The organism is Pseudomonas taiwanensis, assembly GCF_013393345.1.
In the GTDB taxonomy this organism is placed as follows: Bacteria; Pseudomonadota; Gammaproteobacteria; order Pseudomonadales; family Pseudomonadaceae; genus Metapseudomonas; species Metapseudomonas resinovorans_C.
The window spans coordinates 58,601-83,067 of the sequence record NZ_QJRF01000030.1; the positions used below are offsets into that span (position 1 = coordinate 58,601).

The window sequence follows — 24,467 nt, forward strand, 5'->3', positions numbered from 1 at the left end:
AGGAAAACCATGACGTTCAAGGCACCGGACAGCCTCTCCGAGCAGATTGCCCAGCACCTGGCCGAGCGCATCATTCGCGGCGAGCTGAAAGAGCGTGAGCGCATCCAGGAACAGAAAGTCACCCTGGCCATGAATGTCAGCCGGGGGTCGGTACGCGAAGCGCTGTTGATCCTGGAGCGTCGTCATCTGATCACCATCCTGCCGCGCCGTGGCGCCCAGGTGTCCGAGTTGACCCAGCAACACGTGCGCAGCCTCTATACGCTGGTGATGGAGCTGTACATCCTCCTGGGCTACGCGGTTGCCGAACATTGGCGCCGCGAGGAAGACCTGGCGCCCTTCCGCGTGATCCAGCAACGCCTTGTCGAAGCGCGCGAGCGGGAAGACATCCTCGCGTTCGTCGATTCCAGCTTCGCCATCATGCAGGCGGCTTATCCCTTCGCCGACAACCCGTACCTGCAACAGACCCTGGACAACCTTCAACCGGCCATCGCCCGCACCTATTACATGGCGCTGGAGCGCCGTCGCGGCCAGATGGAGAACCTCGGTGCGGTGTTCGACGACCTGCTGCTGGCGGTGATCGCCCGCGACCAGGCAAAGATCCGCGAAGTGCTGCTGGACTACGGCAAGCAGAACTGCGAGCTGGTGCTCGCGGCCCTGGCCGAACGTTGAGCGGAGCACGTCGATGCGGCTGAAGTGCATCAAGCTGGCCGGGTTCAAGTCCTTCGTGGACCCGACTACCGTCAGCTTCCCCAGCAACATGGCCGCTGTGGTGGGGCCTAACGGTTGCGGCAAGTCGAACATTATCGACGCCGTTCGCTGGGTAATGGGTGAGAGTTCGGCGAAGAACCTGCGTGGCGAGTCGATGACCGACGTCATCTTCAATGGCTCCAATACCCGCAAACCGGTCGCCCAGGCCAGCATCGAGCTGATCTTCGACAACTCCGACAACACCCTGGTAGGCGAATACGCCGCATTTGCCGAGATCTCCATTCGCCGCCGCGTGAGCCGCGACGGTCAGAACACCTACTTCCTCAACGGCACCAAGTGCCGTCGCCGGGACATCACCGATATTTTCCTCGGCACCGGCCTGGGCCCGCGCAGCTACTCGATCATCGAGCAGGGGATGATTTCCAAGCTGATCGAGGCCAAGCCCGAGGACCTGCGCAACTTCATCGAAGAAGCCGCCGGCATCTCCAAGTACAAGGAGCGCCGTCGCGAGACCGAAAGCCGAATCCGCCGTACGCAGGAAAACCTCGCGCGCCTGACTGACCTGCGCGAGGAACTGGAGCGTCAGCTGGAACGCTTGCACCGGCAGGCCCAGTCCGCCGAGAAATACCAGGAATACAAGGCCGAAGAGCGCCAGCTCAAGGCACAGCTCGCCGCCCTGAAATGGCGGGCGCTGAATGAGCAGGTCGGTCAGCGCGAAGCGGTGATCGGCAACCAGGAGGTCAGCTTCGAAGCCCTGGTGGCCGAGCAGCGCAATGCCGACGCCAGCATCGAGCGCCTGCGTGACGGGCACCATGAGCTGTCCGAACGCTTCAACCTGGTGCAGGGGCGCTTCTATTCAGTAGGGGGCGATATTGCCCGTGTGGAGCAGAGCATCCAGCACGGCCAGCAGCGTCTGCGCCAATTGCAGGACGACCTGCGTGAGGCCGAGCGCGCTCGCCAGGAGACCGAATCCCATCTGGGCCACGACCGCACGCTGCTCGCCACCTTGGGCGAAGAGCTGGACATGCTGGGGCCCGAGCAGGAAATGAGTGCTGCGGCTGCCGAAGAGGCTGCCGCCCAGCTTGAAGAGTCCGAAACCGGCATGCATGCCTGGCAGGAGCAGTGGGATGGCTTCAACCAGCGCAGTGCGGAGCCGCGACGCCAGGCGGAGGTCCAGCAGTCGCGTATCCAGCAGCTGGATCAGAGTCTGGAGCGTCTGCTGGAGCGCGAACGTCGCCTGAAGGACGAAGCGACGCAACTGGCTGCCGACCCGGAAGATGCTGCAATCCAGGAAATGCTCGAAGAGCTGGCGGTCGGCGAAATGCGCCTCGAAGAGCTCCAGGCTGCCGAACAGGGCCTGGCGGAGCGCCTGGACGAACTGCGCGAAGAATTGCAGCGGGCCACCCAGGCCCAACAGCAGGCCCAGGGGGAACTGCAGCGCCTGAATGGCCGCATCGCCTCGCTGGAAGCCCTTCAGCAAGCCGCGCTCAACCCGGGCAAGGGTGCCGCTGAATGGCTGCGTGAGCAGAACCTGGCAGAACGCCCGCGACTGGCTGAAGGTCTGCGGGTGGAGCAGGGCTGGGAGCTGGCGGTGGAAACCGTCCTCGGCGCCGATCTCCAGGCTGTGCTGCTGGATGATTTCAATGGCCTCGACCTTTCCGGTTTCAGCCAGGGCGAGCTGCGCCTGGCCAGCGCCGGCAGGGGCGGTGGGCGAGCGCCGGGCAGCCTGCTGGACAAAGTCGAAGCGCCGATGGACCTGGCGCCCTGGCTGGGCAAGGTCCTGCCGGTGGAAACCCTTGAACAGGCATTGACCCGCCGCAGCAGCCTGGCAGAGGGCGAAAGCCTGATCAGCCGGGATGGCTACTGGGTCGGTCGCAACTTCCTTCGGGTACGACGGGCCAGCGAGGCGGAGAGCGGATTGCTGGCACGTGGCCAGGAGCTGGAACGCCTGCATGCCGAGCGCGAGGAGCGCGAAGCTGCCCTGGAACATCTGGAAGAACGCCTGCAGCAGCTTCGCGACGGCCAGCGCCAGCAGGAAGAGTCCCGCGAGCAGCAGCGCCGCTTGTTGCAGGATGAGTCCCGCAGCCTGGGCGAGCTCAAGGCAAGACTGTCCGCCCAGCAGGCGAAGGTGGAGCAACTGGCACTGCGTCGTCGCCGGCTGGAGGAGGAGCTTCGCGAGCTGGGCGAGCAGCGCGCCCTGGAGCACGAGCAGTTGGGCGCGGCCCGCTTGACCTTGCAGGACGCGCTGGACGCCATGGCCAGCGACACCGAACAACGGGAAAAATTGCTGGCCGAGCGCGATGGCCTGCGCGAACGCCTGGACCGAATCCGCCAGGAAGCTCGCCAGCACAAGGATCACGCGCACCAGTTGGCCGTGCGTGTCGGCTCGCTCACGGCGCAGCACGATTCCACGCGTCAGGCCCTCGAACGCCTGAGCCTGCAGTTCGAGCGCCTCAATGAGCGTCGTGAGCAACTCAGCCTCAACCTGGAGGAGGGCGCCGCACCGCTGGAGGAGTTGCGCCTGAAGTTGGAAGAGCTGCTGGAGAAGCGGCTGGGTGTCGAAGAAGAGCTGAAACTGGCCCGGCTCGCCCTGGAAGATGCCGATCGTGAACTCCGTGACGCCGAGAAGCGGCGCACCCAGGCCGAGCAGCAATCGCAGCTGCTGCGTGGCCAGCTGGAACAGCAGCGTCTGGAGTGGCAGGCACTGACGGTCCGTCGCAAGACCTTGCAGGACCAGCTCCATGAGGACGGCTACGATCTGCACGGCGTACTTGCGACGCTGACCGCCGAAGCCAGCGAATCCGCTTGGGAAGAGGAGCTTGAACGCCTTGCCGCGCGAATCCAGCGCCTCGGCCCGATCAACCTCGCCGCCATCGACGAATATCAGCAGCAATCAGAGCGCAAGCGCTACTTGGACGCCCAGAACGACGACCTGGTGGAAGCCCTGGAAACGCTGGAAAACGTCATTCGCAAGATCGACAAGGAAACCCGCAACCGCTTCAAGGAAACCTTCGACCAGATCAACGCCGGCCTCCAGGCGCTGTTCCCGAAGGTGTTCGGCGGCGGTCATGCCTACCTGGAACTGACGGGCGAGGACCTGCTGGATACCGGTGTGGCGATCATGGCGCGCCCGCCGGGCAAAAAGAACAGCACCATCCACCTGCTTTCCGGTGGCGAAAAGGCACTGACCGCGCTGGCGCTGGTATTTGCCATCTTCCAGCTCAACCCCGCGCCGTTCTGCATGTTGGACGAGGTGGATGCGCCGCTCGACGACGCCAACGTCGGCCGATATGCGCGTCTAGTGAAGGAAATGTCCGAGAAAGTGCAATTCATCTATATCACTCACAACAAGATCGCCATGGAAATGGCCGATCAGTTGATGGGTGTGACCATGCACGAGCCCGGCTGCTCGCGCCTGGTGGCGGTGGATGTGGAAGAGGCGATGTCGATGGTCGAGGCCTGATCGTCGGCCGAATTCGAACCCTTGACGGGGCGGAGGATCAAATTCGCGTTGGCAGGGTTGTAAGCCGCTATCAGAGGTTTCTCTGCTGGGCTTGTCGTGCTAGCTTTATGCCCAATTTTGTCGCACGTGGAAAACGCCATTCAGAACATGGAGTTGGGCGCCACGTTTCAGGGGACGGGATGTCCTTTCTTCACCATTGTCTGTTTGCATTTTCACTAGGGGACACAGGACTACATGGATATCGGTCTGCGCGAGTGGCTGATTGTCATTGGCATCATCGTAATCGCCGGCATTCTGTTCGATGGCTGGCGCCGCATGAGTGGCGGCAAGGGGAAACTCAAGTTCAAGCTGGATCGCAGCTTCTCCAACGCCCCGGATGATGATGAGGATCCGAACCTGCTTGGCCCGTCGCGGGTCAAGGACCGCTCGCACCAGGAGCCGTCACTGGACGAGGAAGACCTGCCATCGCTCAGCGCTCGCGAAGCCGGCAAACGCCGCGGCGAGCCGCAGCAGGGCGACCTGAACCTCGACGAGCCGGTGCCGACCCTGCTCAACCCCGTCGACGAAGGCAAGAAGAACGGCAAGGTCCACCCGCAGGTACAGGCGCAGGAAGTTCCGGTCGAGGAAGTCCTGGTCATCAACGTCGTCGCCCGCGACGAAGCCGGCTTCAAGGGCCCGGCCCTGCTGCAGAACATTCTGGAAAGCGGCCTGCGCTTCGGCTCCATGGACATCTTCCATCGCCACGAAAGCATGGCTGGCAACGGCGAGGTGCTGTTCTCCATGGCCAACGGCGTCAAGCCCGGCACCTTTGACCTGGATGACATCGACCACTTCAGCACCCGCGCCGTGAGCTTCTTCCTCGGCCTGCCGGGGCCGCGCCATCCGAAGCAGGCCTTCGACGTGATGGTTGCTGCCGCACGCAAACTGTCCCAGGAGCTGAATGGCGAGCTGAAAGATGACCAGCGCAGTGTGATGACTGCGCAAACCATCGAGCATTACCGCCAGCGCATCGTCGAATTCGAGCGCAAGCACCTGACCCATAAGCGCTGATCCGGCGCGCAGTCAACGAAAGAGCAGCCCCGGCTGCTCTTTTTGTTTCAAGAGAAAGAGCCTGAACCATGACCGATGCCCAAACCGCCGCCGAACGCATCCTCGCGCTGCGCGCCGAGCTGGATGCGCACAACTATCGCTATTACGTGCTGGACGAGCCTAGCGTGCCCGATGCCGAGTACGACCGTCTGTTCCGCGAACTGCAGGCCCTGGAGGCTGAGCACCCCGAGCTGGTGACACCGGATTCCCCGACCCAGCGGGTCAGCGGCGCGGCCCTGTCGGCCTTCGGCGCTGTGCGCCACGAGGTGCCCATGCTCAGCCTGGGCAACGCCTTCGAAGAACAGGACTTGAAGGACTTCGATCGCCGCGTGCGTGAAGGGCTGGGGGAACTCCTGCCGGGAGGCGACCTGTTCGGTGATGGCCCGCAAGTGGAATACACCTGCGAGCCCAAGCTGGATGGCCTGGCGGTGAGCCTGTTGTACGAGAACGGCGTGCTGGTGCGTGGCGCGACCCGCGGTGATGGCACCACGGGCGAAGACATCAGCAGCAATGTGCGCACGATCCGCAACGTGCCGCTGAAACTGCAAGGCGAAGGCTGGCCGGCCGTGCTGGAAGTGCGTGGCGAGGTGTTCATGTCCAAGGCCGGATTCGATGCGCTCAACGCGCGCAACCTCGAACTGGGCGCCAAGACCTTCGCCAACCCGCGCAATGCTGCGGCGGGCAGCTTGCGCCAGTTGGACTCGAAGATCACCGCGAGTCGCCCGCTAGAGTTCTGCTCCTATGGTTTCGGTCGCGTCGAAGGCGAGCTGCCGGACAATCAGTACGCCATTCTCCAGGCGCTCAAGAGCTGGGGCCTGCCCATCAGTCGCGAGCTGAAGCTGGTGAAAGGCGCCCAGGGTTGCCTGGATTACTACCGCGACATCGGCGAGCGCCGTGACGGCCTCGCCTATGAGATCGACGGTGTGGTCTACAAGCTCAACAACCTGGCCTGGCAACGCGAATTGGGTTTCCGCGCGCGTGAGCCGCGCTGGGCACTGGCCCACAAGTTCCCGGCGCGGGAAGAGCTCACCGAGCTGCTGGGTGTGGAGTTCCAGGTGGGCCGTACCGGCGCGGTCACGCCGGTCGCACGCCTGAAGCCGGTGCAGGTGGCCGGCGTCACCGTTTCCAACGCCACCCTGCACAACATGGATGAGGTCGAGCGGCTGGGCCTGATGATCGGCGACACCGTTGTCATCCGTCGCGCGGGCGACGTGATCCCGCAAGTGATGCAGGTCGTGTTGGAGCGCCGCCCGGCCGATGCGCGCCCGGTACACATCCCTGAGCAATGCCCGGTGTGTGGTTCGGCTGTGGAACGTACCCAACTGGTCAAGCGCGGCAAGGGCAAGGAAACCACCAGTGAAGGCTCCGTGTATCGCTGCGTCGGTCGTCTGGCCTGTGGCGCCCAGTTGAAGCAGGCGATCATCCACTTCGCCTCGCGCCGGGCCCTGGACATCGAAGGGCTTGGCGACAAGATCGTCGAGCAACTGGTGGACGTCGGCCTGGTCGCTTCGCCGGCTGATCTCTACACCCTCAAGTACGAACAGGTGGTGGAGCTGGAAGGCTTTGCCGACCTGTCCACCCGAAACCTGTTAGGAGCCATTGCCGACAGCCGCAAGCCGGCGCTGGCGCGCTTCATCTATGCACTGGGCATCCCGGATGTGGGTGAGGAAACCGCCAAGTTGCTGGCCCGCGCCCTGGGCTCCCTGGCGCGCATCCAGCAGGCTCTGCCGGACGTGCTGACCTACCTGCCAGACGTGGGGCTGGAAGTTGCCCACGAAATCCACGCGTTCTTCTCTGATGAGCACAACCAGAAGGTGATCAGCAGCTTGCTGGAGCGTGGCGTCGAACTGCAGGAAGAGAGCGGCCTCAGCCCGGAGTTCGCCGCTTGTGCCACTTTTGCCGGCTTCATCGACAAGCTGAACGTGTCCGGCATTGCCAGCACGGGTGCGAAGAACCTGGCGGAGAAGGCCGGCAATCTGGAGGGCCTGATCGCCCTCAGCCGCGACTGGTTGGACCTGAGTGTGATGAAGGGCCTGAACGAAAAGGCCAAGCAGGCCCTGCGTGAGTTCTTTGCCGTGGACGACAACGTCCTTCGTGCCCAGGCAATCGAAGCCCAGTTGCGTGATTTCGGCATGCATTGGGAGAGCGAGAGGAAGGCGGTTGAAGGTCTGCCGCTTGCCGGGCAAACCTGGGTGCTCACTGGCACCCTGGAAGTCATGAGCCGGGATGTGGCCAAGGAAAAGCTCGAGGCGCTGGGCGCCAAGGTCGCGGGCTCCGTGTCGGCACGTACCCATTGCGTGGTGGCCGGTCCCGGTGCCGGCTCCAAGTTGGCCAAGGCCAACGAGCTGGGAGTCCGGGTACTGGATGAACAGCAGTTCCTGGCCGAGTTGGCCCAGTTGGGCTGACGGTCAGGCGCTGAACCCCAGCGTTGCGCCATCGAGTTCTGCAGGTGTGGCGGCGTGAGCCGTCGCCATCGCCGCGTGGCAGCTCTGGCGATATTCGCTGGGGCTGCAGCCAGCCAGCTGCTTGAAGGCCCGGGCGAAGTAGGACGGGTCCTTGAAGCCCGCTTCGTAGCCGATGCTGGTTACCGGCATCTGGCTGTTCTCCAGCAAGTGTTTGGCGAAGTCCATGCGCTTGCCGAGGATGTACTCCATGAAACCCACGCCGTTGACCTCCTTGAACAGACGGCTGAACCGGAAGGGCGTCATGCCGCATTGCTGGGCCAGTTCCTTCTGGTCGACGCTGTCGCGGAAGTGTTGCTCGATGTAGGGCATCACCTTGCTCAGTGCCTTGTGCTTCTGGTGGCTGCTGGTCAGGCGAATGCTGTCGGGAAGCGGGGGGTTGCGTTCCAGCAGCGGTTTGCGACCCAGGCTGGTGACCGAACGACGAAGTTCGCAGAGTTGTTGCAGGCTGTCGAGGTAGCGAATCTGCTCCTCTGCCGTCAGTGGCAACACTACGAACTCCCAGACCCGCGCCCGCATCGCCCAGATCGCCAGCTCTTCCGAGTGCTGGACAGTGAACATGCTAATGGGGATGGACGGATAGGCGCGCTTGGTTTCCAGGAGCAGGTTGAGCCCATTCACATCGGGGCGGTCGAAGTGCACGCAGATCATGTCGATCTGGCGCACCTGCTCCTTGCCCGGTGCGTTTCGGCCGCTGGCCAACCGGCACTGGCACCCTCCGCTGAATTGTTCCATGAGCTTGCCCGTCGACCTGTCGCGAGTCAGGTCGAGCCAGAGCAGAACTGGTTCTACGCCGGAGTTTGACTGCATCTTCTAACCCTGCGCCCATTTATTGTGCTTCCCCGAGGTGCAGTATTGTCAGTGTGCCATCACGCCCAAAGAACCAATCCCTATAAGTCCGCGCAAACTCCAACAACACCGTTCTACCCAAAAGTGGGTGCCCCAATTTTCGCGGCTTCCACGCCCTCCTTACCGTTCGTCACCCGACCAGTCACCCGGCTGCAAGCCGCGCCCTTGCTGGGCTTGAGCGCTTTTAACCTCGCTCTGAAGAAACCTGCAAGAAAGTCCTAGCTATCCGCAAAAAACTCCTAACTCCCCACTTTTGGGGGTGACTAGGGTGGACTCAGGCGGGGCGAAGTGCCGCCTGAAACTGCGGATAGAACCTGAATGAGGTGGGCGATATGACGTTTGAAGCGATCAGAACTTCAGTGATGAAGTTCGTGGAGGACGAGGACGGCCTGACCATCGTGGAGTATGCGGTGGCCGGTGGGCTGATCACCCTGGGTGTAGTTGGGGCGTTCATCACCCTGGGCGGTCACGTGAAAACCATCATCGACGCGCTGGCGGCCGAATTGGGAACCGCAGCTGCGAATGCTCCGCCCGCTGGTGGTGGTGGTGGTGGTGGTGGTGGCGGCGGTACTACCCCATAACCGGCCTGATGGATGCGCACCCATGCTGGCAGAGAAACTGTTCGTCGTGGTCCTGCTGCTAGGGCTGATGGGATATGCGGTGGTGAGCGACCTTCGTCACCATCGCATCCCTAACCGCCTGGTGCTCCTGGGGCTGCTGCTGGGGTTGGCCGACCAGGCCTATTTCAGCGGATTGGCAGGGTTCGGCAGTGGAATGGCGGGAGCCCTGTGCAGCTTCGCCATCTTCATTCCGATCTATGCGCTGGGTGGCATGGCGGCGGGCGACGTGAAGCTGATGGCCATGGTCGGTGCTTTCTGCAGTCCTGGCGGCGCTGTCTGGGCTGCGCTTCTCAGCCTGATCGCAGGAGGTTTTTGCGGAATCCTGCTGGTGGTTTTACGCGGGCAACTGAAGCAAACGCTGGTGCGCTACTGGCTGATGCTGAAGGTGAGGACCTACCTGGTCCCCGGTGCGGACGATGTTGCGGGACGACCCTTTCCCTACGCCATCGCGATCTTTCTAGGAACCTTGACCAGCCTGTTCTGGCTGCCGGTCAGCCAATAGCCCGGGAGATGAGCCATGTATGCGGTCAGCGACAGCGATGCCTATCCCTGTGAGCGCGAAGCGGTACAGCGCCTGGCGCCGCAACCGCGCAATATTCGGGAGACCGGCCTCGCGGACAGTTTCCTCGGCGATCTCGTCTGCAAACACCTGCATGATGCCGGCGTGCTGGACCTGCCCCGGCTGGTGGAACGCCTGGCACTGACCGGTGCGGTGCTGGAAGAAGTCCTCGCCTTCCTGCGCAAGGACGGACGTATAGAGGTACTGGGCCAGGCCGGCGGCCAGGCCCTGCGCTATGGCCTGACCGAACGCGGCCGCAATGCCGCCCGCGACGCCCTGGCGCGCAGCGGCTATATAGGCGCTGCGCCCTTTCCGGTAAGCACTTACCGCTCGCTGCTGAAAGTGCAGACCATCCACCACGGCCGCATCACCGCTCGCGATATGCGCAGCGCCTTCCACGGCGTAGTGCTTGCCGACAGCATGTTGGACCAGCTCGGCGTGGCGATGAATTCCGGCCGGGCCATCATGATCTACGGACCAGCGGGCACCGGTAAGACCTATATCAGCAGCCGCCTGATCCGCCTTTTCGCCGAGGCCATCTGGGTGCCTTACGCCATCGCCATCAATGAGGCGGTGGTGGAAATCTACGACCCCCAGGTGCACCAGTCCCTAGAGGACAGTGCACAACCCAACAAGCTGCTGCTGGATGAAGGCATCGACCGCCGATTGCTCTGCTGCAAACGGCCGATTCTGATCACCGGGGGCGAGCTGAGCATGGAACAGCTGGATATCCGCTACGACGCCTTCAGCCGGCTCTACCATGCCCCCCTGCAGTTGAAGGCCAGCAATGGCCTGTTCATCATCGACGACATGGGCCGCCAGCGCATGGCGCCGGCAGATCTGCTGAACCGCTGGATCGTACCCATGGAAGAGAAGCGCGACTTCCTCAACCTGGGCGGCGGGCGCCACTGCGAGCTGCCCTTCGACCTGATCCTGGTGTTCTCCACAAACCTCAATCCCTTGGAATTGGCGGACGAAGCCTTCCTCCGGCGGATTGGCTACAAGCTGCATTTCAACTACCTGGAGCCGGAGGAGTACGGGCGCATCTGGCGGCAGGAAACCGAAAAATTGGGTATTCCCTTCGATCCCATCCTGTTGCGCTACGTGCTCCAGGGGCTCTATGAGGCCCAGGGCATGCCGCTGGTGCCCTGCCACCCGCGCGACCTGCTGGGTATGGCGCTGGACCGCCAGCGTTACCTCGACGGCTCCGGCCCGCTGTCGCCGCAGGATCTGGAATGGGCCTGGCACAACTATTTCGTCCAGCTCGATTTCCTTGGCTGAGGAGAGACCGACATGAGCGTACGTACCCTTACCCTGGTTGCCCTGTCCCTGATCCTGGGCCTTTGCGCTGCCTGGATGGCCAACAACTGGCTGAGCGCCAAGCTCAATGCCAGTCCGGACGACAATCTTCAATCGGTGGTCGTGGCGACAGTGGAGATCCCCTTCGGGCAGATGGTCGAGGCCCGGCAGGTCACGGTAGTGCGCATGCCCAAGGGCACGGTGCCGGACGATGCCTTCGATACCCCCGACAAGGTGATCGGCAAGATCGCCACCTTTTCCATGCTCCGCGGCGACATCCTGCGCAGCGCGCGGGTGGCTGAACACCTGGGTGGCAGCACCCTGGCCTCGCTGATCGAATCCGACAAGCGCGCGATCTCGGTGCGGGTCGACGATGTGGTGGGCGTGGGCGGCTTCCTGCTGCCGGGCAATCGCGTCGACGTGCTGGCGACCCGGAAGAACGGCGGCAATGGTGGTGCCGAGTCCAGGACCATCCTCCAGGACCTGCGAGTGCTGGCCGTCGACCAGACCGCCAGCACCGACAAGACCCAGCCGGTGGTGGTGCGGGCGGTCACCCTGGAGATGACCCCGAAGGAAGCGGAGGTCCTGGTCAAGGCCATGAGCGAAGGGCGCCTGCAACTGGCCTTGCGCAACCCGCTGGACGACCAGAAGAAGCAACCGGTCGTGGCGAGTGCAGCGAAGGCGGACAAGCCTGCGCCGGCGCCAGCCCCCGTGGTGCCAAGACCCATAGTGCGTCGCAGCGATGGTGGCTACGGCGTGATCATCATTCGTGGCACTGAAGTGAAAGTCGCGAAGGCTCAGCTCTAGGTCGGACCTTTCGCCCGACGGCGCGATGATGGCCAGGTCAGTGACCAGTCACACGAGGAGAGGGTTATGCAAAGCATTCGGAAAGTTGGAACCCTGGCGCTGCTCCTGCTGGCCTGGACGATGCAGCCGGCTCCCCTGGATGCCGCGCAACCCCCGGTGATGGCTGCGCCCATGCCGACTGCCAGTACCGGCCGGATACAGGTACCGATCTACAAGGCCCGCATTCTCACGACCCGGGCCCCCGTCAAGCGCATTTCGGTGGGCAATCCGGAGGTGGCCGACTTGCTGATGACCAGCCCGACCCAGCTCTACCTGCTCGGGCGGTCTCTCGGCAGCACCAACGTAATGCTGTGGGACAACAGCAACCGCCTGATCGACAGTCTCGATCTGGATGTGGTGCATGACCTTGGCGGCCTCAAGGAAAAGCTGCACCAGCTGATGCCGAACGAACGCATCGAGGTGTTCAGTTCCCAGGGATCCCTGGTGCTACGTGGCCAGGTCAGCAGCGCTGCGGTCATGGACACTGCGGTGAAGGTTGCCAAAAGCTATACCGCGCAGTCCGCCAGTGTGGTCCAGGGGGAGGGTGATCGGGTGACTGCAGCACCGACCCAGTCGCTGGAAGTGATCAATCTGCTCAGCGTTGGCGGCACCCAGCAGGTGATGCTGGAGGTCAAGGTGGCGGAGATGCAGCGCAACCTGTTCAAGAGCATCGATGTGCGCTTCAACGCCCTGGACTTCGGCTCCTCCAGCCGCTGGTCCACCGGTGGCTTCAACAATGGCCAGGGGCTGGGGTTCGACGCGGATGGCAACATCGACCCGACCACCCTGATCGGTTCCGGCAAGGGCTTCCTCGCCCAGTTCCTCTCGGACGAATTCCTCTTTAACGTGGTGCTGGAAGCGGCCAAGGACAATGGCTCGGCCAAGGTGCTGGCCGAGCCCACCCTGACCACTCTGAGCGGCCAGCAGGCCGAGTTCATTTCCGGCGGCGAGTTCCCGGTACCCATCACCGAGGACGATGGCATCACGATCGAGTTCAAGGAGTTCGGGGTCGGGGTGAAGTTCCTACCGGTGGTACTGGATGAAGGGCGTATCAACCTGAATCTCAATGTCTCGGTGAGCGAACTGTCCAACGCCAATGCCCTGACCCTGGACACCGGGCTGGAGAGCATCCTCGGCGAGGGCGTGACCCAGGTGATTCCCTCGCTGACCAAACGCAGCGCCCAGTCCACAGTCGAGTTGGGCAACGGCCAGACCATCGCCATCGCCGGCCTGATCAGCGAGAACACCCGCGATTTCGTCAGTCGCTTCCCGGGCCTGGGAGACATTCCCGTGCTGGGGCACCTGTTCCGAAGCCAGCAGTTCCTCAATGGTGAAACCGAACTGGTGATCCTGGTCACGCCGCACCTCGCCAAGCCTATCGATGCCAAGACTGTGCGCCTGCCCACCGAGAAGTTCGTCGAGCCCAGCGACCTGGATTTCTATCTGCTGGGCAAGACCAAGGGGCGCGAGCCGGGACGCGTGGTTCCCGTCAGCCTTGGCGTCAGCGAAGGCCGGTTTGGCCACGATCTCAAGTAACCGGAGGCACGACCATGAAACTGATCATCCCTTTTTGCCTGATGGCAGCGTCCTGCGGTTGCGTCATGTCCTATGAGGAGGGGCGGGTGGGGTCCGTGGGCTACACCGTGTACCAGACCCACTACCAGCAGATCGCCGACAAGGAGCGGGCGGCCAATCCGGGCACCGAGGTGTCGTCGGTTGGACGCGATGGCCCGCTGACCGAGAAGGCCATCGAGACCTATCGCGGAGCTACCGGCAACGCCAAGCAGGTGGGCCAGCCCATCCAGATCAATATTGGCGATTGAGGGCGTGACCATGAACCGCCAGGCAATCAAATCCTTCACGGCAATGCCGAAACACCAGCGAGGCTCGGTCCTGGTGATGGTGGCGGCGGCGTTGCTGGCCATGCTGATCATGGCTGCGCTCGCGCTCGATGGCGGCCATATGCTGGTGAACAAGGCGCGGCTGCAGAATGCCGTGGATGCGGCTGCCTTGAGCGCAGCGAAACAGCTCAGCGAGGTGCCGGCTAACACTGGCCTGGCTCAGGAGGCCGCGTACAGGACCTTTGACCTCAACGCCGCTGCCGAGGGCAACGAAGAGTTGCTGGATGCGATGGGGGAGGGGGGTGCCGAGGGATTCATAACTGTCGCTTTCTCGCACGAGGTCGATTTCCCTTCGACAGGCGCGGGGGAGCCGCGCTTTGTCCGGGTGACAGTGGAGAACTTCACCTTGACCCGCTTCTTCTGGGGAGTTCCGGGAATCTTCGATGACAACCCCGACAACCCCGACAAGTCAGTCGCGGCCGTCGCCACGGCCGGCCCCTCGGCTACCCAGCCCTGCAAGATCGAGCCTTTGCTGGTGTGCGGCAATCCGGACGATTCCGCCTACGATCCCGACAACGGCCTGTTCTGGGGTTATCGGAGGGGTGATGTCACGGTGCTGAAGTCGGCCGCCCAGAACGACTCCGCCATCGGCCCCGGTAACTTCCAGTTGCTGGACTTCGGCAGTGGCGGGAAAACCGTTGAAGAGGGGCTGGCGGGAGGCATCGAGGACTGCAACGTAGTAGGCGAAACCGCCACGACCGAGACGGGCAACAAGGTCGGCCCGGTGTCCAAGGGCCTGAACACCCGCTTCGGGGATGGCTCCACCGACCAGTATCCTGCGGACTATGTGACTCAGCATAGCGAGTGGCTTTCCCTCGAAAACGAGGTGGTCATGTTCAATGGCAGTCCGGTCCAGTCCAGCAACGGTGTGCTGACGGCAGGTGGCACCGCGCTGTTCGACTACAGCGATTACCAGCAGGCATACCGCGAGGCCAACTGCCCCGGGGAGAATTGCAGCCTTTCGGATGGTCAGCCAGATCGCCGGATCCTCAATATCGTCATTGGGGACTGCACCGGTAAGGAAGCCGGGGAACTCAACGGCAAGAGTGATATTCCGGTGCTGGGGTTCGCCTGCTACTTCACCCTGCAGCCGGTACGTCAGGGCGGGCAGGGCGGCCAGACCCAGACGGTGCAAACAAAGGCGGCTAGTAGCAGCGACACTGGCAAAGGCGGCGGCGGCGGCGGCGGCGGCGGCGGTGGTGGTGGTGGTGGTGGTGGTGGCGGCAGTGGCGGTGGTGGTGGCAATGGATCGGGCCAGACCGCGCAGATCTTTGGTCAGTTCGTGGATGAGTGCAATGGTGACAGCGTGCCAAGTTCCTCGCCCTGGGATGACAGCGGGCCGCAGATCATCCAGCTCTACAAGACCTACATCAATGAAGGCGATCCGAGCAGCGATTCGTAAGGAGCTCCGTCATGGGACGTCGTCAGTTCAAAGGCTCCGGAGTGCAACGTGGTGTGGCCATGGTCGAGTTCGCCATTACCTTGCCATTGCTGTTGTTGCTCTTGCTGGTCATCGGCGAGTTCGGTCGCATGCTGTACCAGTACAACAGCCTGCTGCAGGCGGGCCGGGATGCAGGGCGCTACATAGCGAGCAAGGCCTGGAACCGGACCCTTGGCACCATCGACCTGACCAGCGATCCGCAACTGCTTATCCGAACGAAGAACATTGCGCGCTATGGCGTGCCGGTGGCGCAGTACGGGAAGGCGGTCGTGCCTGGCGCGGCTGATATGACGGTGGATGTGACCGTAGTGCCGGGTACCACCGACCACGTGCAGGTGAGCATCAGCTACACCTTCCAGCCGGTGATCGGCGAGGCCATTCCGGCACTCTTCGGGAGTGCCATCCCCCTGGGCATTGGGCTCAGGTCCACCGTCGTCATGAGGGCGCTCTGATGAACATGAAGCGCATGCGGGGCGTTTACGTGGTGGAGTTCGCGATCATTGGCCTGTGCATGTTCGTGCTGCTGTTCGGCGTACTGGAACTGGGCCGTCTGTATTTCACTGTAAATGCATTGAACGAGGTAGTTCGACGTGGCGCGCGACTGGCTGCTGTCTGCACCGTTTCCAACGCGGATATCCGCCAGCGGGCCATCTTCACTGCGGCGGGATCGGCAGAGAGCAGTGAAAGCCCGATCATCCGAGGACTGGAAAGCACGGACCTGATCGTGACCTACCTAGATGAGGACGGCGATACGGTCAGCGCGCCGGAAACCACGGATTTTTCCGATGTTCGTTATGTGCAGGTCAGCATCACCGGTTTCAGCTTCAGGCTGTTGATTCCCGGATTTGGCGAGGGCTTCACGCTGCCGGAGTTCAGGGCCACCTTGCCCCGCGAGAGCCTTGGCTACGATGGCGCTACGGAGGAACCCACGGAATGTTGAAGGCAAATGAATCACCCAGAGCCTCCGGAGTGCCCGACAAGCATGGGCAGCGTCTTCTGATCAGCAGTCGTGACGCCGAAGCGTTGCGCCAACTACAGGGCTCCTGCCAGCGGGTGCCGGGTCTGCTGGTCAATACCCGCCTGGTCACCAATGGGCACACTGATCCCCTGTACGGGTTGGAACAACCGCCGGATTTTTTACTCCTGCGGGTCAGCCACCTCTGGCGCGAAGAGCTTGCTGCGCTGTTGCAGCGCCCGGCCCAGGAACGTCCGCCGCTGCTGGTCTGCGGGCCCCTGAACCACCAGGAAGGCATGCGCCTGGCCATGCAGGCGGGCGCCCGGGATTTCCTGCCGGAACCGGTTTCCGATGATGAACTACGTATCGCGCTGACGCGCATGCTGACGGAGTCGCATGCGGGCGCCTCCGGCAGCGGCAAGCTGGTTGCCGTGATGAATGCCAAGGGCGGGTCGGGCGCGACCCTGCTTGCCTGCAACCTGGCACAGCAACTCAGCAGCCAGGGTGGCAGCACGCTGCTCCTGGATCTCGACCTGCAGTTCGGCAGCGTCGCGCACTATCTGGATGTGCACCCCTCCCACAGTCATCTCGAAGTCATGCAGGAGATCGACGGGCTCGACAGCGTGGCGCTGCGAGGCTACTGCAGCCACTTCAGCACCGACCTGCATGTTCTTGGAGGACGCTCCAGCGAACTGTGCCTGGCCCAGGACGTGCGTCTGGAACAACTCGAGGCCCTGCTGCGGTTGGCGCGCAGCACCTATGACTGGGTGGTGGTGGACCTGCCCCGGCAGATCGACCACCTCACCGGGATCACGCTGGAGCAGGCCGACCGGGTGTATGTCGTCGTCCAGCAAAGCCTGAGCCATCTCAAGGATGCCACGCGGCTGGTGCGCATCCTGCGCGACGACCTCGGCGTGCAGGGCAATCGCCTGCACGTGGTGGTCAATCGCTACAACAAGGCTTCGCCGGTGACCCTCAAGGACATCGCCGAGGCCCTGCGTTGCGTGGATCTGCAGAAACTGCCCAACGACTACGCCGTCGTCACTGAAAGCCAGAACACCGGTATACCCCTGGCTCTCCATGCGCCGCGAGCCCAGTTGACCCAGGCAATGCGTGAACTGAGTCAGGACCTGCTCGGCACGGAATGTGCCCGGCAAAGCCTGCTGAAACGTACCTTCGGCCGATTCTTCAGGGGGTAGATCATGCTTAGCGAATTCCGCAACCGGCTGCGCCAGCCGGCCGCCAAGAAGGCTAGCGCCAATTACCCGGAGGCGGGAGACGACGCGGTCGATTCCGGTCTGATGGCCTGGGAAGTCTGTGTGCCGGATACCCCCTACGAGACCCGGACCCATCTCAATCCGGTGGAGGCCGAGTGTCGGGAGCGAACCTACCAGCAATTGCTCAAGGTAATGGATCTGTCACTGCTGGACACCCTCGAAGCGGCTGAAGCGTCCAGGCAGATCCGTGATATCTGCCTGCGCCTGCTGGATGAGCACTCGGCACCCGTCAGTACGGGCGTCCGCCAACTGATCATCAAGCAGATCACCGACGAAGTACTGGGGTTGGGGCCACTGGAGCCGCTGCTCGCCGACCACAGCGTGTCCGACATCCTGGTCAATGGCCATGCCTCGGTCTACGTCGAGCGTCACGGCAAGCTGCAACGTACCGATGTGCGCTTTCGCGACGACCAGCATCTGCTGAACATCATCGATCGCATCGTCTCCAGCCTCGGCCGGCGCATCGATGAATCTTCGCCGCTGGTGGACGCGCGGCTGAAAGACGGCTCGCGGGTCAATGCGATCATCCCGCCGCTGGCCATCGATGGCCCCAGCCTGTCCATTCGCCGTTTCGCCGTAGATCTGCTCAGTTCAGAAAGCCTGGTCCAGATGGGCACCTTGACCCCGGCCATTGCGCTGGTGCTCAAGGCGATCGTGCGCGGACGCCTGAACGTACTGGTCTCCGGTGGCACTGGCACCGGTAAGACAACCATGCTCAATGTGTTGTCCAGCTTCATTCCGCACAACGAGCGCATCGTCACCATCGAAGACTCGGCCGAACTGCAATTGCAGCAACCCCATGTGGTGCGCCTGGAAACCCGACCGGCGAATATCGAAGGGCGCGGTGAGGTGAACCAGCGCGAACTGGTGCGCAACAGCCTGCGCATGCGCCCGGACCGCATTGTCATTGGCGAGGTGCGTGGCACCGAGGCCCTAGACATGCTGACGGCGATGAACACTGGCCACGACGGCTCGCTCACCACCATTCACGCCAACACCCCGCGCGATGCCCTCGGCAGGATCGAGAACATGGTGTCCATGACCGGTGCCACCTTCCCGATCAAGGCGCTGCGCCAGCAGATCGCCTCGGCCATCGACGTGGTGATCCAGCTGGAGCGTCAGGAAGACGGCAAACGGCGTTTGGTGAGCGTTCAGGAAATCAATGGCATGGAGGGCGACATCATCACCATGACCGAGATATTCGGTTTCGACCGGCGCGGTATCGGCGAACACGGTGAAGTCATGGGCGAGTTCCGCCCCAGCGGAATGGTGCCGTCCTTCAGGGATGTACTGGCCAAGCGCGGTATCGAGCTGCCGCTGAGCCTGTTCCGCCCCGAATGGATGGAGGGCTAGCGATCATGGGTCAGATTCCCTCCGAGTTTTTCCTGGCGTTCCTCGGCATGGTGTTCGTCGCCGTGTTCCTCCTCAGCCAGGGGCTGGTGGTTCCTGCGTTTGGCGAAGCGAGCAAGGTACGCAAGCGCATCCGTGCGCGACTCGACGTGCTGGAGCATGCCAGCAACCTGCCGAACATGCAGACGGTGCTGCGACAGAAATACCTCAAGCGCCTTTCGCCCCTGGAGGCCAGCCTGGAACAGCTCCCGCTGATGGAGCGACTGGCGCAGATGATCGAGCAGGCTGGACATGAATATCGTGCCTACCGGGTGCTCTGGCTCTGCCTGATCCTTGCAGTGGCCGTCGGTTTCGGAGTCTGGGTGCTGTTCCAGCTGTGGTGGCTGGTGTTGATCCTGGCTGCCCTGGTGTTCTGGTTGCCGATCCTGAAGATCGCCCGCGACCGGAATGCGCGTTTCGCAGCCTTCGAGGAAGGGCTTCCGGATGCGCTGGACGCCATGTGTCGTGCTTTGCGCGCAGGTCATCCGTTCGCCGAGACCCTCCGCCTTGTGGCGGAGGAGCACAAGGGACCGGTGGCCTTCGAATTCGGCATGACGTTCGCTGATATCAACTTCGGCAACGATGTGCGCCGAGCCATGCTCGGCCTGTTGGAGCGTATGCCGAGCATGACGGTGATGATGCTGGTGACTTCCGTGCTGATCCAGCGAGAGTCAGGGGGCAACCTGACCGAAGTGCTGGAACGCCTCAGCAGCCTGATACGTGGGCGTTTCAAGTTCCAGCGCAAGGTCAGGACGCTGTCGGCCGAGGGGCGCATGTCGGCCTGGGTGCTGGTCGCCATACCCTTCGTGCTGTGCGCCGCGATGATGCTGACCAGCCCGCAGTACATGCCGATGCTGATCAAGGAACCAATTGGGCAGAGGCTCGCCATGGCAGCTTTCGTGGCCATGATCCTGGGAATTTTCTGGATTCGCCGGATCATCCGCATCCAGGTCTGAGTCGCGCCAGCGTGGAGGAGTGAGTCATGGACTATCTGCTTGGACTGATCAACGGCGCAGTGGGTGACGAGCAGATCGCGCGTCTGATCTTTCTTTCCGCCGTCGCCTTGAGTGCGATTCTTGCTGTGATCACCCTCGGCCTCGTGGCATTCGGCCTGCAGAGCCCGGTGCAGCGGCGCCTGGCGCTGATCAAACGTGGCTACGGCGCTTCCGCTCCGGGGGAGCGCCCGGTGGGAAATCTCCAGTTGCTGCTGGAGCGGGTGGGGCAGCGCCTTACTCCCGACGAGGAGCGCAAGGCGTCCGAAACCCGGATGCTGCTGATGCATGCGGGCTATCGCTCGGCATCGACAGTACAAGTCTACTGGGCCGTTCGCCTGCTGCTGCCGTTGCTGCTGCTGGCCATGGTCGTGCTCGCACTGCCTCTCATGCCGAAGTTGACGATGACCTTGGGCCTGTTGTTGGCAGGCACGGCTGCGGGATTGGGGTGGGTGGCGCCGGCGATCTACGTCGATAAGCGCAAGGAGGCGCGCATGGGGCGCCTGCGCGCGGCATTCCCCGACGCATTGGACCTGATGGTCGTCTGCGTCGAGTCCGGCTTGGCGCTGCCCCAGGCCATCGAGCGAGTGGCCGAGGAAATGGCTGTGAGCCAGTCCGAACTGGCGGAAGAGTTGGCACTGGTGAACGCCGAGGTGCGTGCCGGCATCCCCGTCGGCCAGGCCCTGAAGAATCTGGCCGATCGTACCGGGCTGGAGGATCTGCGCGGCCTGGTGAGCCTGTTGTCACAAAGCATCCGCTTCGGTACCAGCGTCGCCGACACCCTGCGCATCTACGCCGAAGAGTTTCGCGACCGGCGTACCCAGGCAGCCGAGGAGCGGGCCGCCAAAATCGGGACCAAACTGGTCTTCCCGCTAATCTTCTGCCTATGGCCAAGCTTCTTCCTGGTGGCCATCGGCCCCGCAATCATTGGGGTTCTCAAAGCGTTCGGGAAGCTATGACATGAACAGAGCCAGTCTGCTGATGGCCATGATGGCCGTGTTGTCGGGATGTCAGAACATGGGACCTGAGAGGGCCGGCGGGATCCAGTCCGTCTATCGGGGCGACAACTCCGTGCTTTACCAGGTGCAGAGCCAGGTGGACTCACCGGACCAGGCCATGTTGATGGCGGCCCGCTCCTACCAGGCCGGCGACCTGGATCAGGCACTGTTCCAGTACCTTCGCGCCATCGAACTGGACCCGAAGCGCTATGAGGCTTTGGTCTGGGTTGGCCGTATCCACCGAGAACGAGGCAATACCCAACTGGCCGAGATGGCCTTCACGGATGTCTTGAACAGCGACCCGAACAACCGGGATGCATTGGGCGAAATGGGGCTGTTGAGCCTTGGCCTCCGCGATCATCAGAAGGCCGAGGAATTCCTGCTTCGGGCGGTAGGGGAAGACCAGCGCCGGTTGGGTAGCTCGCCCACGGTAAGCTTCACCGATGCCGCCAAGCTCAAGGTCGACAGCAAGTCCCCGGTGCGTGTGTACAACGGCCTGGGGGTGCTGGCCGATCTGCGCGAGGATTTCGCCGTGGCGGAAGGTTTCTACCGCCTGGCCATGCGCATCGAGCCGCGCTCACCCATGGTGCAGAACAGTCTTGGCTACTCCTATTACCTGGCCGGGCATTGGGATCAGGCCGAGCGGGCTTACAAGCAAGGCATCAGTTACGAGCCGGCCTACCATCCGTTATGGCGCAACTATGGCCTGTTGCTGGCGCGGGCGGGGCGTTACGAGGAAGCGATATCGGCCTTCGAGCAAGTGGAGAAGCGTGCCGAGGCGAGCAACGACGTTGGCTATATCTGTCTGGTCGAGGGCAAGCTGGATGAAGCGGAGCAGTTCTTCCGCAGTGCGATCGATCAATCGCCGGCGCACTACGAAACGGCTTGGGACAATCTCAACAGGGTCCAGCAGGTTCGACGCCTGCGCGGGATGAGTGGCGGCACATCGGTAGGGGAGCCGGTGGCAGTGATTCCGGGAGCGGAGGTGCGTCCGGTCGCGTTGCCATAGACCGGAAAAAGATGGAAAGGGGCAGGCCTTGGGCCTGCCCCTTTTGCATTACTTGTTGACCGCGTCGGTCAGGGCCTTGGCCGGAACGAACTTGACCACTTTCTTCGCGGCGATCTCGATGGTCTTGCCGGTCTGCGGGTTGCGGCCGGTACGGGCAGGACGGTCGCCTACCTTCAGCTTGCCGATCCCCGGCAGGGTGATCTCATCGCTGTTCTCCAGGGAATCGCTGACGATCTCGCTGAGCTGGTCCAGCATGGCGCGTACGGCGGCCTTGGTGGTGTCGGTGGCTTCTGCGATGTCAGAGATCAGCTGGTCTTTGGTGAGTGCCATGGTGTTGCTCCATTCAATAAGTGTCTGGCTTGTGGCCTTGCCGGTCGCGCCGGCCCTGATGAGACCAGCGGAGCGACTGGAAGTGCGGCATGGGGTGTAGATGCGAACCGCGACCGCTGGGGAAGCTAGCACAAAAGAATTGCCGAGCCTGTGCGTAAACCCCGTCTTTGCGTCGATTTGACGCAACCTGTCGTCGGTCATGGCAGCCGACGACAGGACGTCACCGGATGTCCAGAGCCGGCGTCTACGCATCTCGAAGTCCGCAGCATCGCGTGTGGGCCCTGAATTCCCTTGAACGACTACGCTTGGCCTAGAGATGCCAAGCGCTAAGGAGAGCCGCCATGCTACGTGCCTTCGCCGATCTGGGTTTCCGTTGGAAAGTCGCTTTGCCGATCCTGGTGCTGGCGCTGCTCATGGTGCTGGTGGGCGGCCTCGGTATGCAGGGGATCGGCCAGGCTGCCGACTCCAGCAAGCAACTGACCAACCGTTACCTGCCTGCCATCAGCCTGCTGCTCAACGCCGACCGTGACCTCTACCAGGCTTTCATCGCCGAGCGCAGCCTGCTGGATGAAGCCGCCGGCGAGCACGTACAGGCACTCAAGGCAGCCCATGCAGAAAATCTGCAACAGGCTTACGACCGGGTGCACAAGTACGCAGCGATGGACGGGGACGCCGAGGCCCAGCAACTGGTGGCCCAGTTCGACCGGGGTTTTGTCCAGTGGAAAGCGACCTCGCTGCAGGTGGTGAACCTGTCGACCCAGGACCCGGCTGCGGCCAGCGCCCTCAGTTTCGGTGACAGCGAGCGCCAGTTCGAGGCCATGCGCGATGCCATCGACAAGCTTGGCGAACTGGAAGACAACGCCGCCAATGCCGAAGGGCAGGCGGCCATCGCGCTGGGGGATGCCCGTACCTGGCAGCAGGGGCTGGCTATCGCCATCGGCCTGGCCCTGTGCGTGGTGCTGGTCATCGGCTTCCCGCTATTGGTGACCCGGCCGTTGCACAACCTGTTGGAGCGCATTGAGCAGATCGCCGACGGCGACGGCGACCTGCGGGTGCGCCTGGATGTGTCGTCGAGGGACGAACTTGGCAAGCTCAGTCATGCCTTCAATCGCTTCCTCGACAAGCTTCAACCGCTGATCCGTGAGGTGAGCCGGGTAACCGGGGAAGTCGCCGATTCCGCGCGCAGCCTTGCCGGGCTCGCGGCGGCCAACGACCGCCTGATCAGCAGCGAGCATGCTGCCGTGGATCAGGTCAGCACCGCCGCCACCGAAATGAGCGCGGCTGTCCACGAAGTGGCACGCAATGCCCAGAACGCAGCGGACGCGGCGCGATTCGCCGAGGAGCAGTCCCGGGAAGGGGCGCAAGTGGTTGGGGCGACTGTCGCCGTCATTCGTCAGTTGGCCGTGGAGGTGGAAAACGCCTCTACCACCATCGGCACCCTGGAGCAGGAAACCGCCAACATCGGTGCCGTACTCGCGGTGATCAAGGGCATCGCCGACCAGACCAATCTGCTCGCACTGAACGCCGCCATCGAAGCCGCGCGGGCCGGCGAGCAGGGCAGGGGATTTGCCGTGGTCGCGGACGAGGTACGCGCCCTGGCGGCCCGGACCCAGGATTCCACCAAGGACATCCAGCTGATGATCGAGCGACTGCAGGCTGGCGTGCAGGAAGCGGTCAAGGCCATGCGCACGGGCAGCCTGAAAGCGCGGGACAGCGTGGAGCGCGCGGCGGGTGTCGACCAGGCCCTGACCGACACGGGCGACTCGGTGCAGCGAATCAACGACATGGCGGCGCAGATCGCCACTGCCTGCGAAGAACAGAGCAGCGTCACCGAGGAAATCGCGCGCAATATCAGCGATATCCGCGATCTCTCCAACGAGGCGGCGCAGACGTCGGAACAGAGCACCCAGGCCAGTCAGCACCTTTCCCAGCTTTCCAGCGGCTTGGCCCAACTGGTGGGGCGCTTCCGGGTCTGATTCGCAAGTGCTTGTAAGGAAACCGGTTTTACCGGTTGTAAGTTGGCGAAGAGCCGGTACAATGGCGCGGCTCGCCGATCTGGCGAGCTGCGTGATGGTGGCCCTGCCGGTCCCCCCGCAACGATCAGCCGTGAACCCGGTCAGGCCCGGAAGGGAGCAGCCGCAGCGGTGAAATCGTGTGCCGGGGTGTGGCTGGTGGGGTCACCTCCAATTCCTAAGTCTTTAATTCTAAAAGACTTTCCTCGTCGAAAAATCCAAGAGTGGAACAGTGTAGTGGTACACCTGATTGGTGCGCCGCGCGAAG

General features: G+C 63.0%; 21 protein-coding genes, 1 other RNA gene and 1 pseudogene. 21 read left to right on the forward strand and 2 right to left on the reverse strand.

Features of this window, described 5'->3' with window-relative positions; genetic code table 11:
* The first annotated feature begins 9 nt into the window (after window positions 1-9).
* From DM872_RS01545 to ligA, 4 genes are all read left to right on the forward strand, one after another.
* Window positions 10-669: a GntR family transcriptional regulator gene (locus tag DM872_RS01545; RefSeq protein ID WP_179057802.1), complete on the forward strand. Its 660-nt coding sequence runs from the start codon at window positions 10-12 to the stop codon at window positions 667-669.
* 13 nt (window positions 670-682) lie between these two features.
* On the forward strand, window positions 683-4,171 hold the full coding sequence (smc, locus tag DM872_RS01550) for a chromosome segregation protein SMC (RefSeq protein WP_179057803.1): 3,489 nt from the start codon (window positions 683-685) through the stop codon (window positions 4,169-4,171).
* Between the two features lie 234 nt (window positions 4,172-4,405).
* On the forward strand, window positions 4,406-5,221 hold the full coding sequence (gene zipA / locus DM872_RS01555) for a cell division protein ZipA (protein WP_077520958.1): 816 nt from the start codon (window positions 4,406-4,408) through the stop codon (window positions 5,219-5,221).
* A gap of 68 nt (window positions 5,222-5,289) precedes the next feature.
* A complete protein-coding gene (ligA, locus tag DM872_RS01560) occupies window positions 5,290-7,665 on the forward strand; it encodes an NAD-dependent DNA ligase LigA (RefSeq protein WP_179057804.1) in 2,376 nt (791 codons plus the stop codon).
* 3 nt (window positions 7,666-7,668) lie between these two features.
* Here the strand turns inward: ligA and DM872_RS01565 are convergent, their stop codons facing one another.
* On the reverse strand, window positions 7,669-8,532 hold the full coding sequence (locus DM872_RS01565) for a helix-turn-helix transcriptional regulator (RefSeq protein ID WP_179057805.1): 864 nt from the start codon (window positions 8,530-8,532) through the stop codon (window positions 7,669-7,671).
* 371 nt (window positions 8,533-8,903) lie between these two features.
* Between DM872_RS01565 and DM872_RS01570 the strand changes: the two genes are divergently transcribed.
* The 14 genes from DM872_RS01570 to DM872_RS01635 all read left to right on the forward strand — a co-directional run bounded on the left by DM872_RS01570 (window position 8,904) and on the right by DM872_RS01635 (window position 21,857).
* On the forward strand, window positions 8,904-9,152 hold the full coding sequence (locus DM872_RS01570) for a Flp family type IVb pilin (protein ID WP_256873266.1): 249 nt from the start codon (window positions 8,904-8,906) through the stop codon (window positions 9,150-9,152).
* A gap of 22 nt (window positions 9,153-9,174) precedes the next feature.
* Window positions 9,175-9,693 (forward strand): A24 family peptidase, encoded by a 519-nt coding sequence (locus tag DM872_RS01575; RefSeq protein WP_179058000.1) that lies wholly within the window; start codon window positions 9,175-9,177, stop codon window positions 9,691-9,693.
* 15 nt (window positions 9,694-9,708) lie between these two features.
* Complete coding sequence (locus DM872_RS01580; RefSeq protein ID WP_179057806.1) at window positions 9,709-11,031, forward strand: AAA family ATPase; 1,323 nt, start codon at window positions 9,709-9,711, stop codon at window positions 11,029-11,031.
* 12 nt (window positions 11,032-11,043) lie between these two features.
* On the forward strand, window positions 11,044-11,856 hold the full coding sequence (gene cpaB / locus DM872_RS01585) for a Flp pilus assembly protein CpaB (RefSeq protein ID WP_179057807.1): 813 nt from the start codon (window positions 11,044-11,046) through the stop codon (window positions 11,854-11,856).
* A gap of 66 nt (window positions 11,857-11,922) precedes the next feature.
* The gene (locus tag DM872_RS01590) at window positions 11,923-13,431 is read left to right on the forward strand and encodes a type II and III secretion system protein family protein (RefSeq protein ID WP_179057808.1); all 1,509 of its coding nucleotides are present in this window, start codon (window positions 11,923-11,925) and stop codon (window positions 13,429-13,431) included.
* Window positions 13,432-13,445: 14 nt separating this feature from the next.
* Window positions 13,446-13,718 (forward strand): hypothetical protein, encoded by a 273-nt coding sequence (locus DM872_RS01595; protein ID WP_179057809.1) that lies wholly within the window; start codon window positions 13,446-13,448, stop codon window positions 13,716-13,718.
* 10 nt (window positions 13,719-13,728) lie between these two features.
* Window positions 13,729-15,198 (forward strand): TadE/TadG family type IV pilus assembly protein, encoded by a 1,470-nt coding sequence (locus DM872_RS01600; protein ID WP_179057810.1) that lies wholly within the window; start codon window positions 13,729-13,731, stop codon window positions 15,196-15,198.
* 11 nt (window positions 15,199-15,209) lie between these two features.
* A complete protein-coding gene (locus DM872_RS01605; protein WP_179057811.1) occupies window positions 15,210-15,689 on the forward strand; it encodes a TadE family protein in 480 nt (159 codons plus the stop codon).
* Window positions 15,689-16,177, forward strand: a complete 489-nt coding sequence (locus DM872_RS01610) for a TadE/TadG family type IV pilus assembly protein (protein ID WP_179057812.1) — start codon at window positions 15,689-15,691, stop codon at window positions 16,175-16,177. Before DM872_RS01605 ends, DM872_RS01610 begins: the two co-directional genes overlap by 1 nt.
* Window positions 16,171-17,391 carry an AAA family ATPase gene (locus DM872_RS01615; protein WP_179057813.1) on the forward strand — a complete coding sequence of 407 codons (1,221 nt, stop codon included), beginning with the start codon at window positions 16,171-16,173 and terminating at the stop codon, window positions 17,389-17,391. Before DM872_RS01610 ends, DM872_RS01615 begins: the two co-directional genes overlap by 7 nt.
* Before the next feature lie 3 nt (window positions 17,392-17,394).
* Window positions 17,395-18,822 carry a CpaF family protein gene (locus DM872_RS01620; RefSeq protein ID WP_179057814.1) on the forward strand — a complete coding sequence of 476 codons (1,428 nt, stop codon included), beginning with the start codon at window positions 17,395-17,397 and terminating at the stop codon, window positions 18,820-18,822.
* Window positions 18,823-18,827: 5 nt separating this feature from the next.
* Window positions 18,828-19,814, forward strand: coding sequence for a type II secretion system F family protein (locus DM872_RS01625; RefSeq protein WP_179057815.1), 987 nt, complete (start codon window positions 18,828-18,830; stop codon window positions 19,812-19,814).
* A 26-nt stretch (window positions 19,815-19,840) separates the two neighbouring features.
* Window positions 19,841-20,809: a type II secretion system F family protein gene (locus DM872_RS01630; RefSeq protein WP_179057816.1), complete on the forward strand. Its 969-nt coding sequence runs from the start codon at window positions 19,841-19,843 to the stop codon at window positions 20,807-20,809.
* A gap of 1 nt (window position 20,810) precedes the next feature.
* Window positions 20,811-21,857, forward strand: a complete 1,047-nt coding sequence (locus DM872_RS01635) for a tetratricopeptide repeat protein (RefSeq protein ID WP_179057817.1) — start codon at window positions 20,811-20,813, stop codon at window positions 21,855-21,857.
* Between the two features lie 48 nt (window positions 21,858-21,905).
* Here DM872_RS01635 and DM872_RS30380 read toward each other — a convergent pair whose 3' ends face one another.
* Window positions 21,906-22,439: an HU family DNA-binding protein gene (locus DM872_RS30380; protein WP_306296682.1), complete on the reverse strand. Its 534-nt coding sequence runs from the start codon at window positions 22,437-22,439 to the stop codon at window positions 21,906-21,908.
* Window positions 22,440-22,528: 89 nt separating this feature from the next.
* Here DM872_RS30380 and DM872_RS30800 point away from each other — a divergent pair.
* From DM872_RS30800 to ffs, 3 genes and pseudogenes are all read left to right on the forward strand, one after another.
* Window positions 22,529-23,305: pseudogene (locus DM872_RS30800) on the forward strand (MCP four helix bundle domain-containing protein); the annotation flags it as partial.
* A gap of 123 nt (window positions 23,306-23,428) precedes the next feature.
* A complete protein-coding gene (locus tag DM872_RS30805; protein ID WP_373273673.1) occupies window positions 23,429-24,163 on the forward strand; it encodes a methyl-accepting chemotaxis protein in 735 nt (244 codons plus the stop codon).
* A 104-nt stretch (window positions 24,164-24,267) separates the two neighbouring features.
* Window positions 24,268-24,364: signal recognition particle sRNA small type (ffs, locus tag DM872_RS01650), an RNA gene on the forward strand.
* The last annotated feature ends 103 nt before the right edge of the window (window positions 24,365-24,467 follow it).

Bases quoted from the DNA above. Each gene is read 5' to 3' on its own strand.
- DM872_RS01595 (WP_179057809.1), top strand. From the start codon at position 13,446: ATGAAACTGATCATCCCTTTTTGCCTGATGGCAGCGTCCTGCGGTTGC.
- DM872_RS01610 (WP_179057812.1), top strand. From the start codon at position 15,689: ATGAACATGAAGCGCATGCGGGGCGTTTACGTGGTGGAGTTCGCGATC.
- DM872_RS01545 (WP_179057802.1), top strand. From the start codon at position 10: ATGACGTTCAAGGCACCGGACAGCCTCTCCGAGCAGATTGCCCAGCAC.
- DM872_RS01630 (WP_179057816.1), top strand. From the start codon at position 19,841: ATGGACTATCTGCTTGGACTGATCAACGGCGCAGTGGGTGACGAGCAG.
- smc (WP_179057803.1), top strand. From the start codon at position 683: ATGCGGCTGAAGTGCATCAAGCTGGCCGGGTTCAAGTCCTTCGTGGAC.
- DM872_RS30380 (WP_306296682.1), bottom strand. From the start codon at position 22,439: ATGCGTAGACGCCGGCTCTGGACATCCGGTGACGTCCTGTCGTCGGCT.
- DM872_RS01605 (WP_179057811.1), top strand. From the start codon at position 15,210: ATGGGACGTCGTCAGTTCAAAGGCTCCGGAGTGCAACGTGGTGTGGCC.
- DM872_RS01570 (WP_256873266.1), top strand. From the start codon at position 8,904: ATGACGTTTGAAGCGATCAGAACTTCAGTGATGAAGTTCGTGGAGGAC.
- DM872_RS01635 (WP_179057817.1), top strand. From the start codon at position 20,811: ATGAACAGAGCCAGTCTGCTGATGGCCATGATGGCCGTGTTGTCGGGA.
- ligA (WP_179057804.1), top strand. From the start codon at position 5,290: ATGACCGATGCCCAAACCGCCGCCGAACGCATCCTCGCGCTGCGCGCC.
- DM872_RS01620 (WP_179057814.1), top strand. From the start codon at position 17,395: ATGCTTAGCGAATTCCGCAACCGGCTGCGCCAGCCGGCCGCCAAGAAG.
- DM872_RS01625 (WP_179057815.1), top strand. From the start codon at position 18,828: ATGGGTCAGATTCCCTCCGAGTTTTTCCTGGCGTTCCTCGGCATGGTG.
- zipA (WP_077520958.1), top strand. From the start codon at position 4,406: ATGGATATCGGTCTGCGCGAGTGGCTGATTGTCATTGGCATCATCGTA.
- DM872_RS01580 (WP_179057806.1), top strand. From the start codon at position 9,709: ATGTATGCGGTCAGCGACAGCGATGCCTATCCCTGTGAGCGCGAAGCG.
- DM872_RS01600 (WP_179057810.1), top strand. From the start codon at position 13,729: ATGAACCGCCAGGCAATCAAATCCTTCACGGCAATGCCGAAACACCAG.
- DM872_RS01590 (WP_179057808.1), top strand. From the start codon at position 11,923: ATGCAAAGCATTCGGAAAGTTGGAACCCTGGCGCTGCTCCTGCTGGCC.
- DM872_RS01615 (WP_179057813.1), top strand. From the start codon at position 16,171: ATGTTGAAGGCAAATGAATCACCCAGAGCCTCCGGAGTGCCCGACAAG.
- DM872_RS01565 (WP_179057805.1), bottom strand. From the start codon at position 8,532: ATGCAGTCAAACTCCGGCGTAGAACCAGTTCTGCTCTGGCTCGACCTG.
- DM872_RS01575 (WP_179058000.1), top strand. From the start codon at position 9,175: ATGCTGGCAGAGAAACTGTTCGTCGTGGTCCTGCTGCTAGGGCTGATG.
- cpaB (WP_179057807.1), top strand. From the start codon at position 11,044: ATGAGCGTACGTACCCTTACCCTGGTTGCCCTGTCCCTGATCCTGGGC.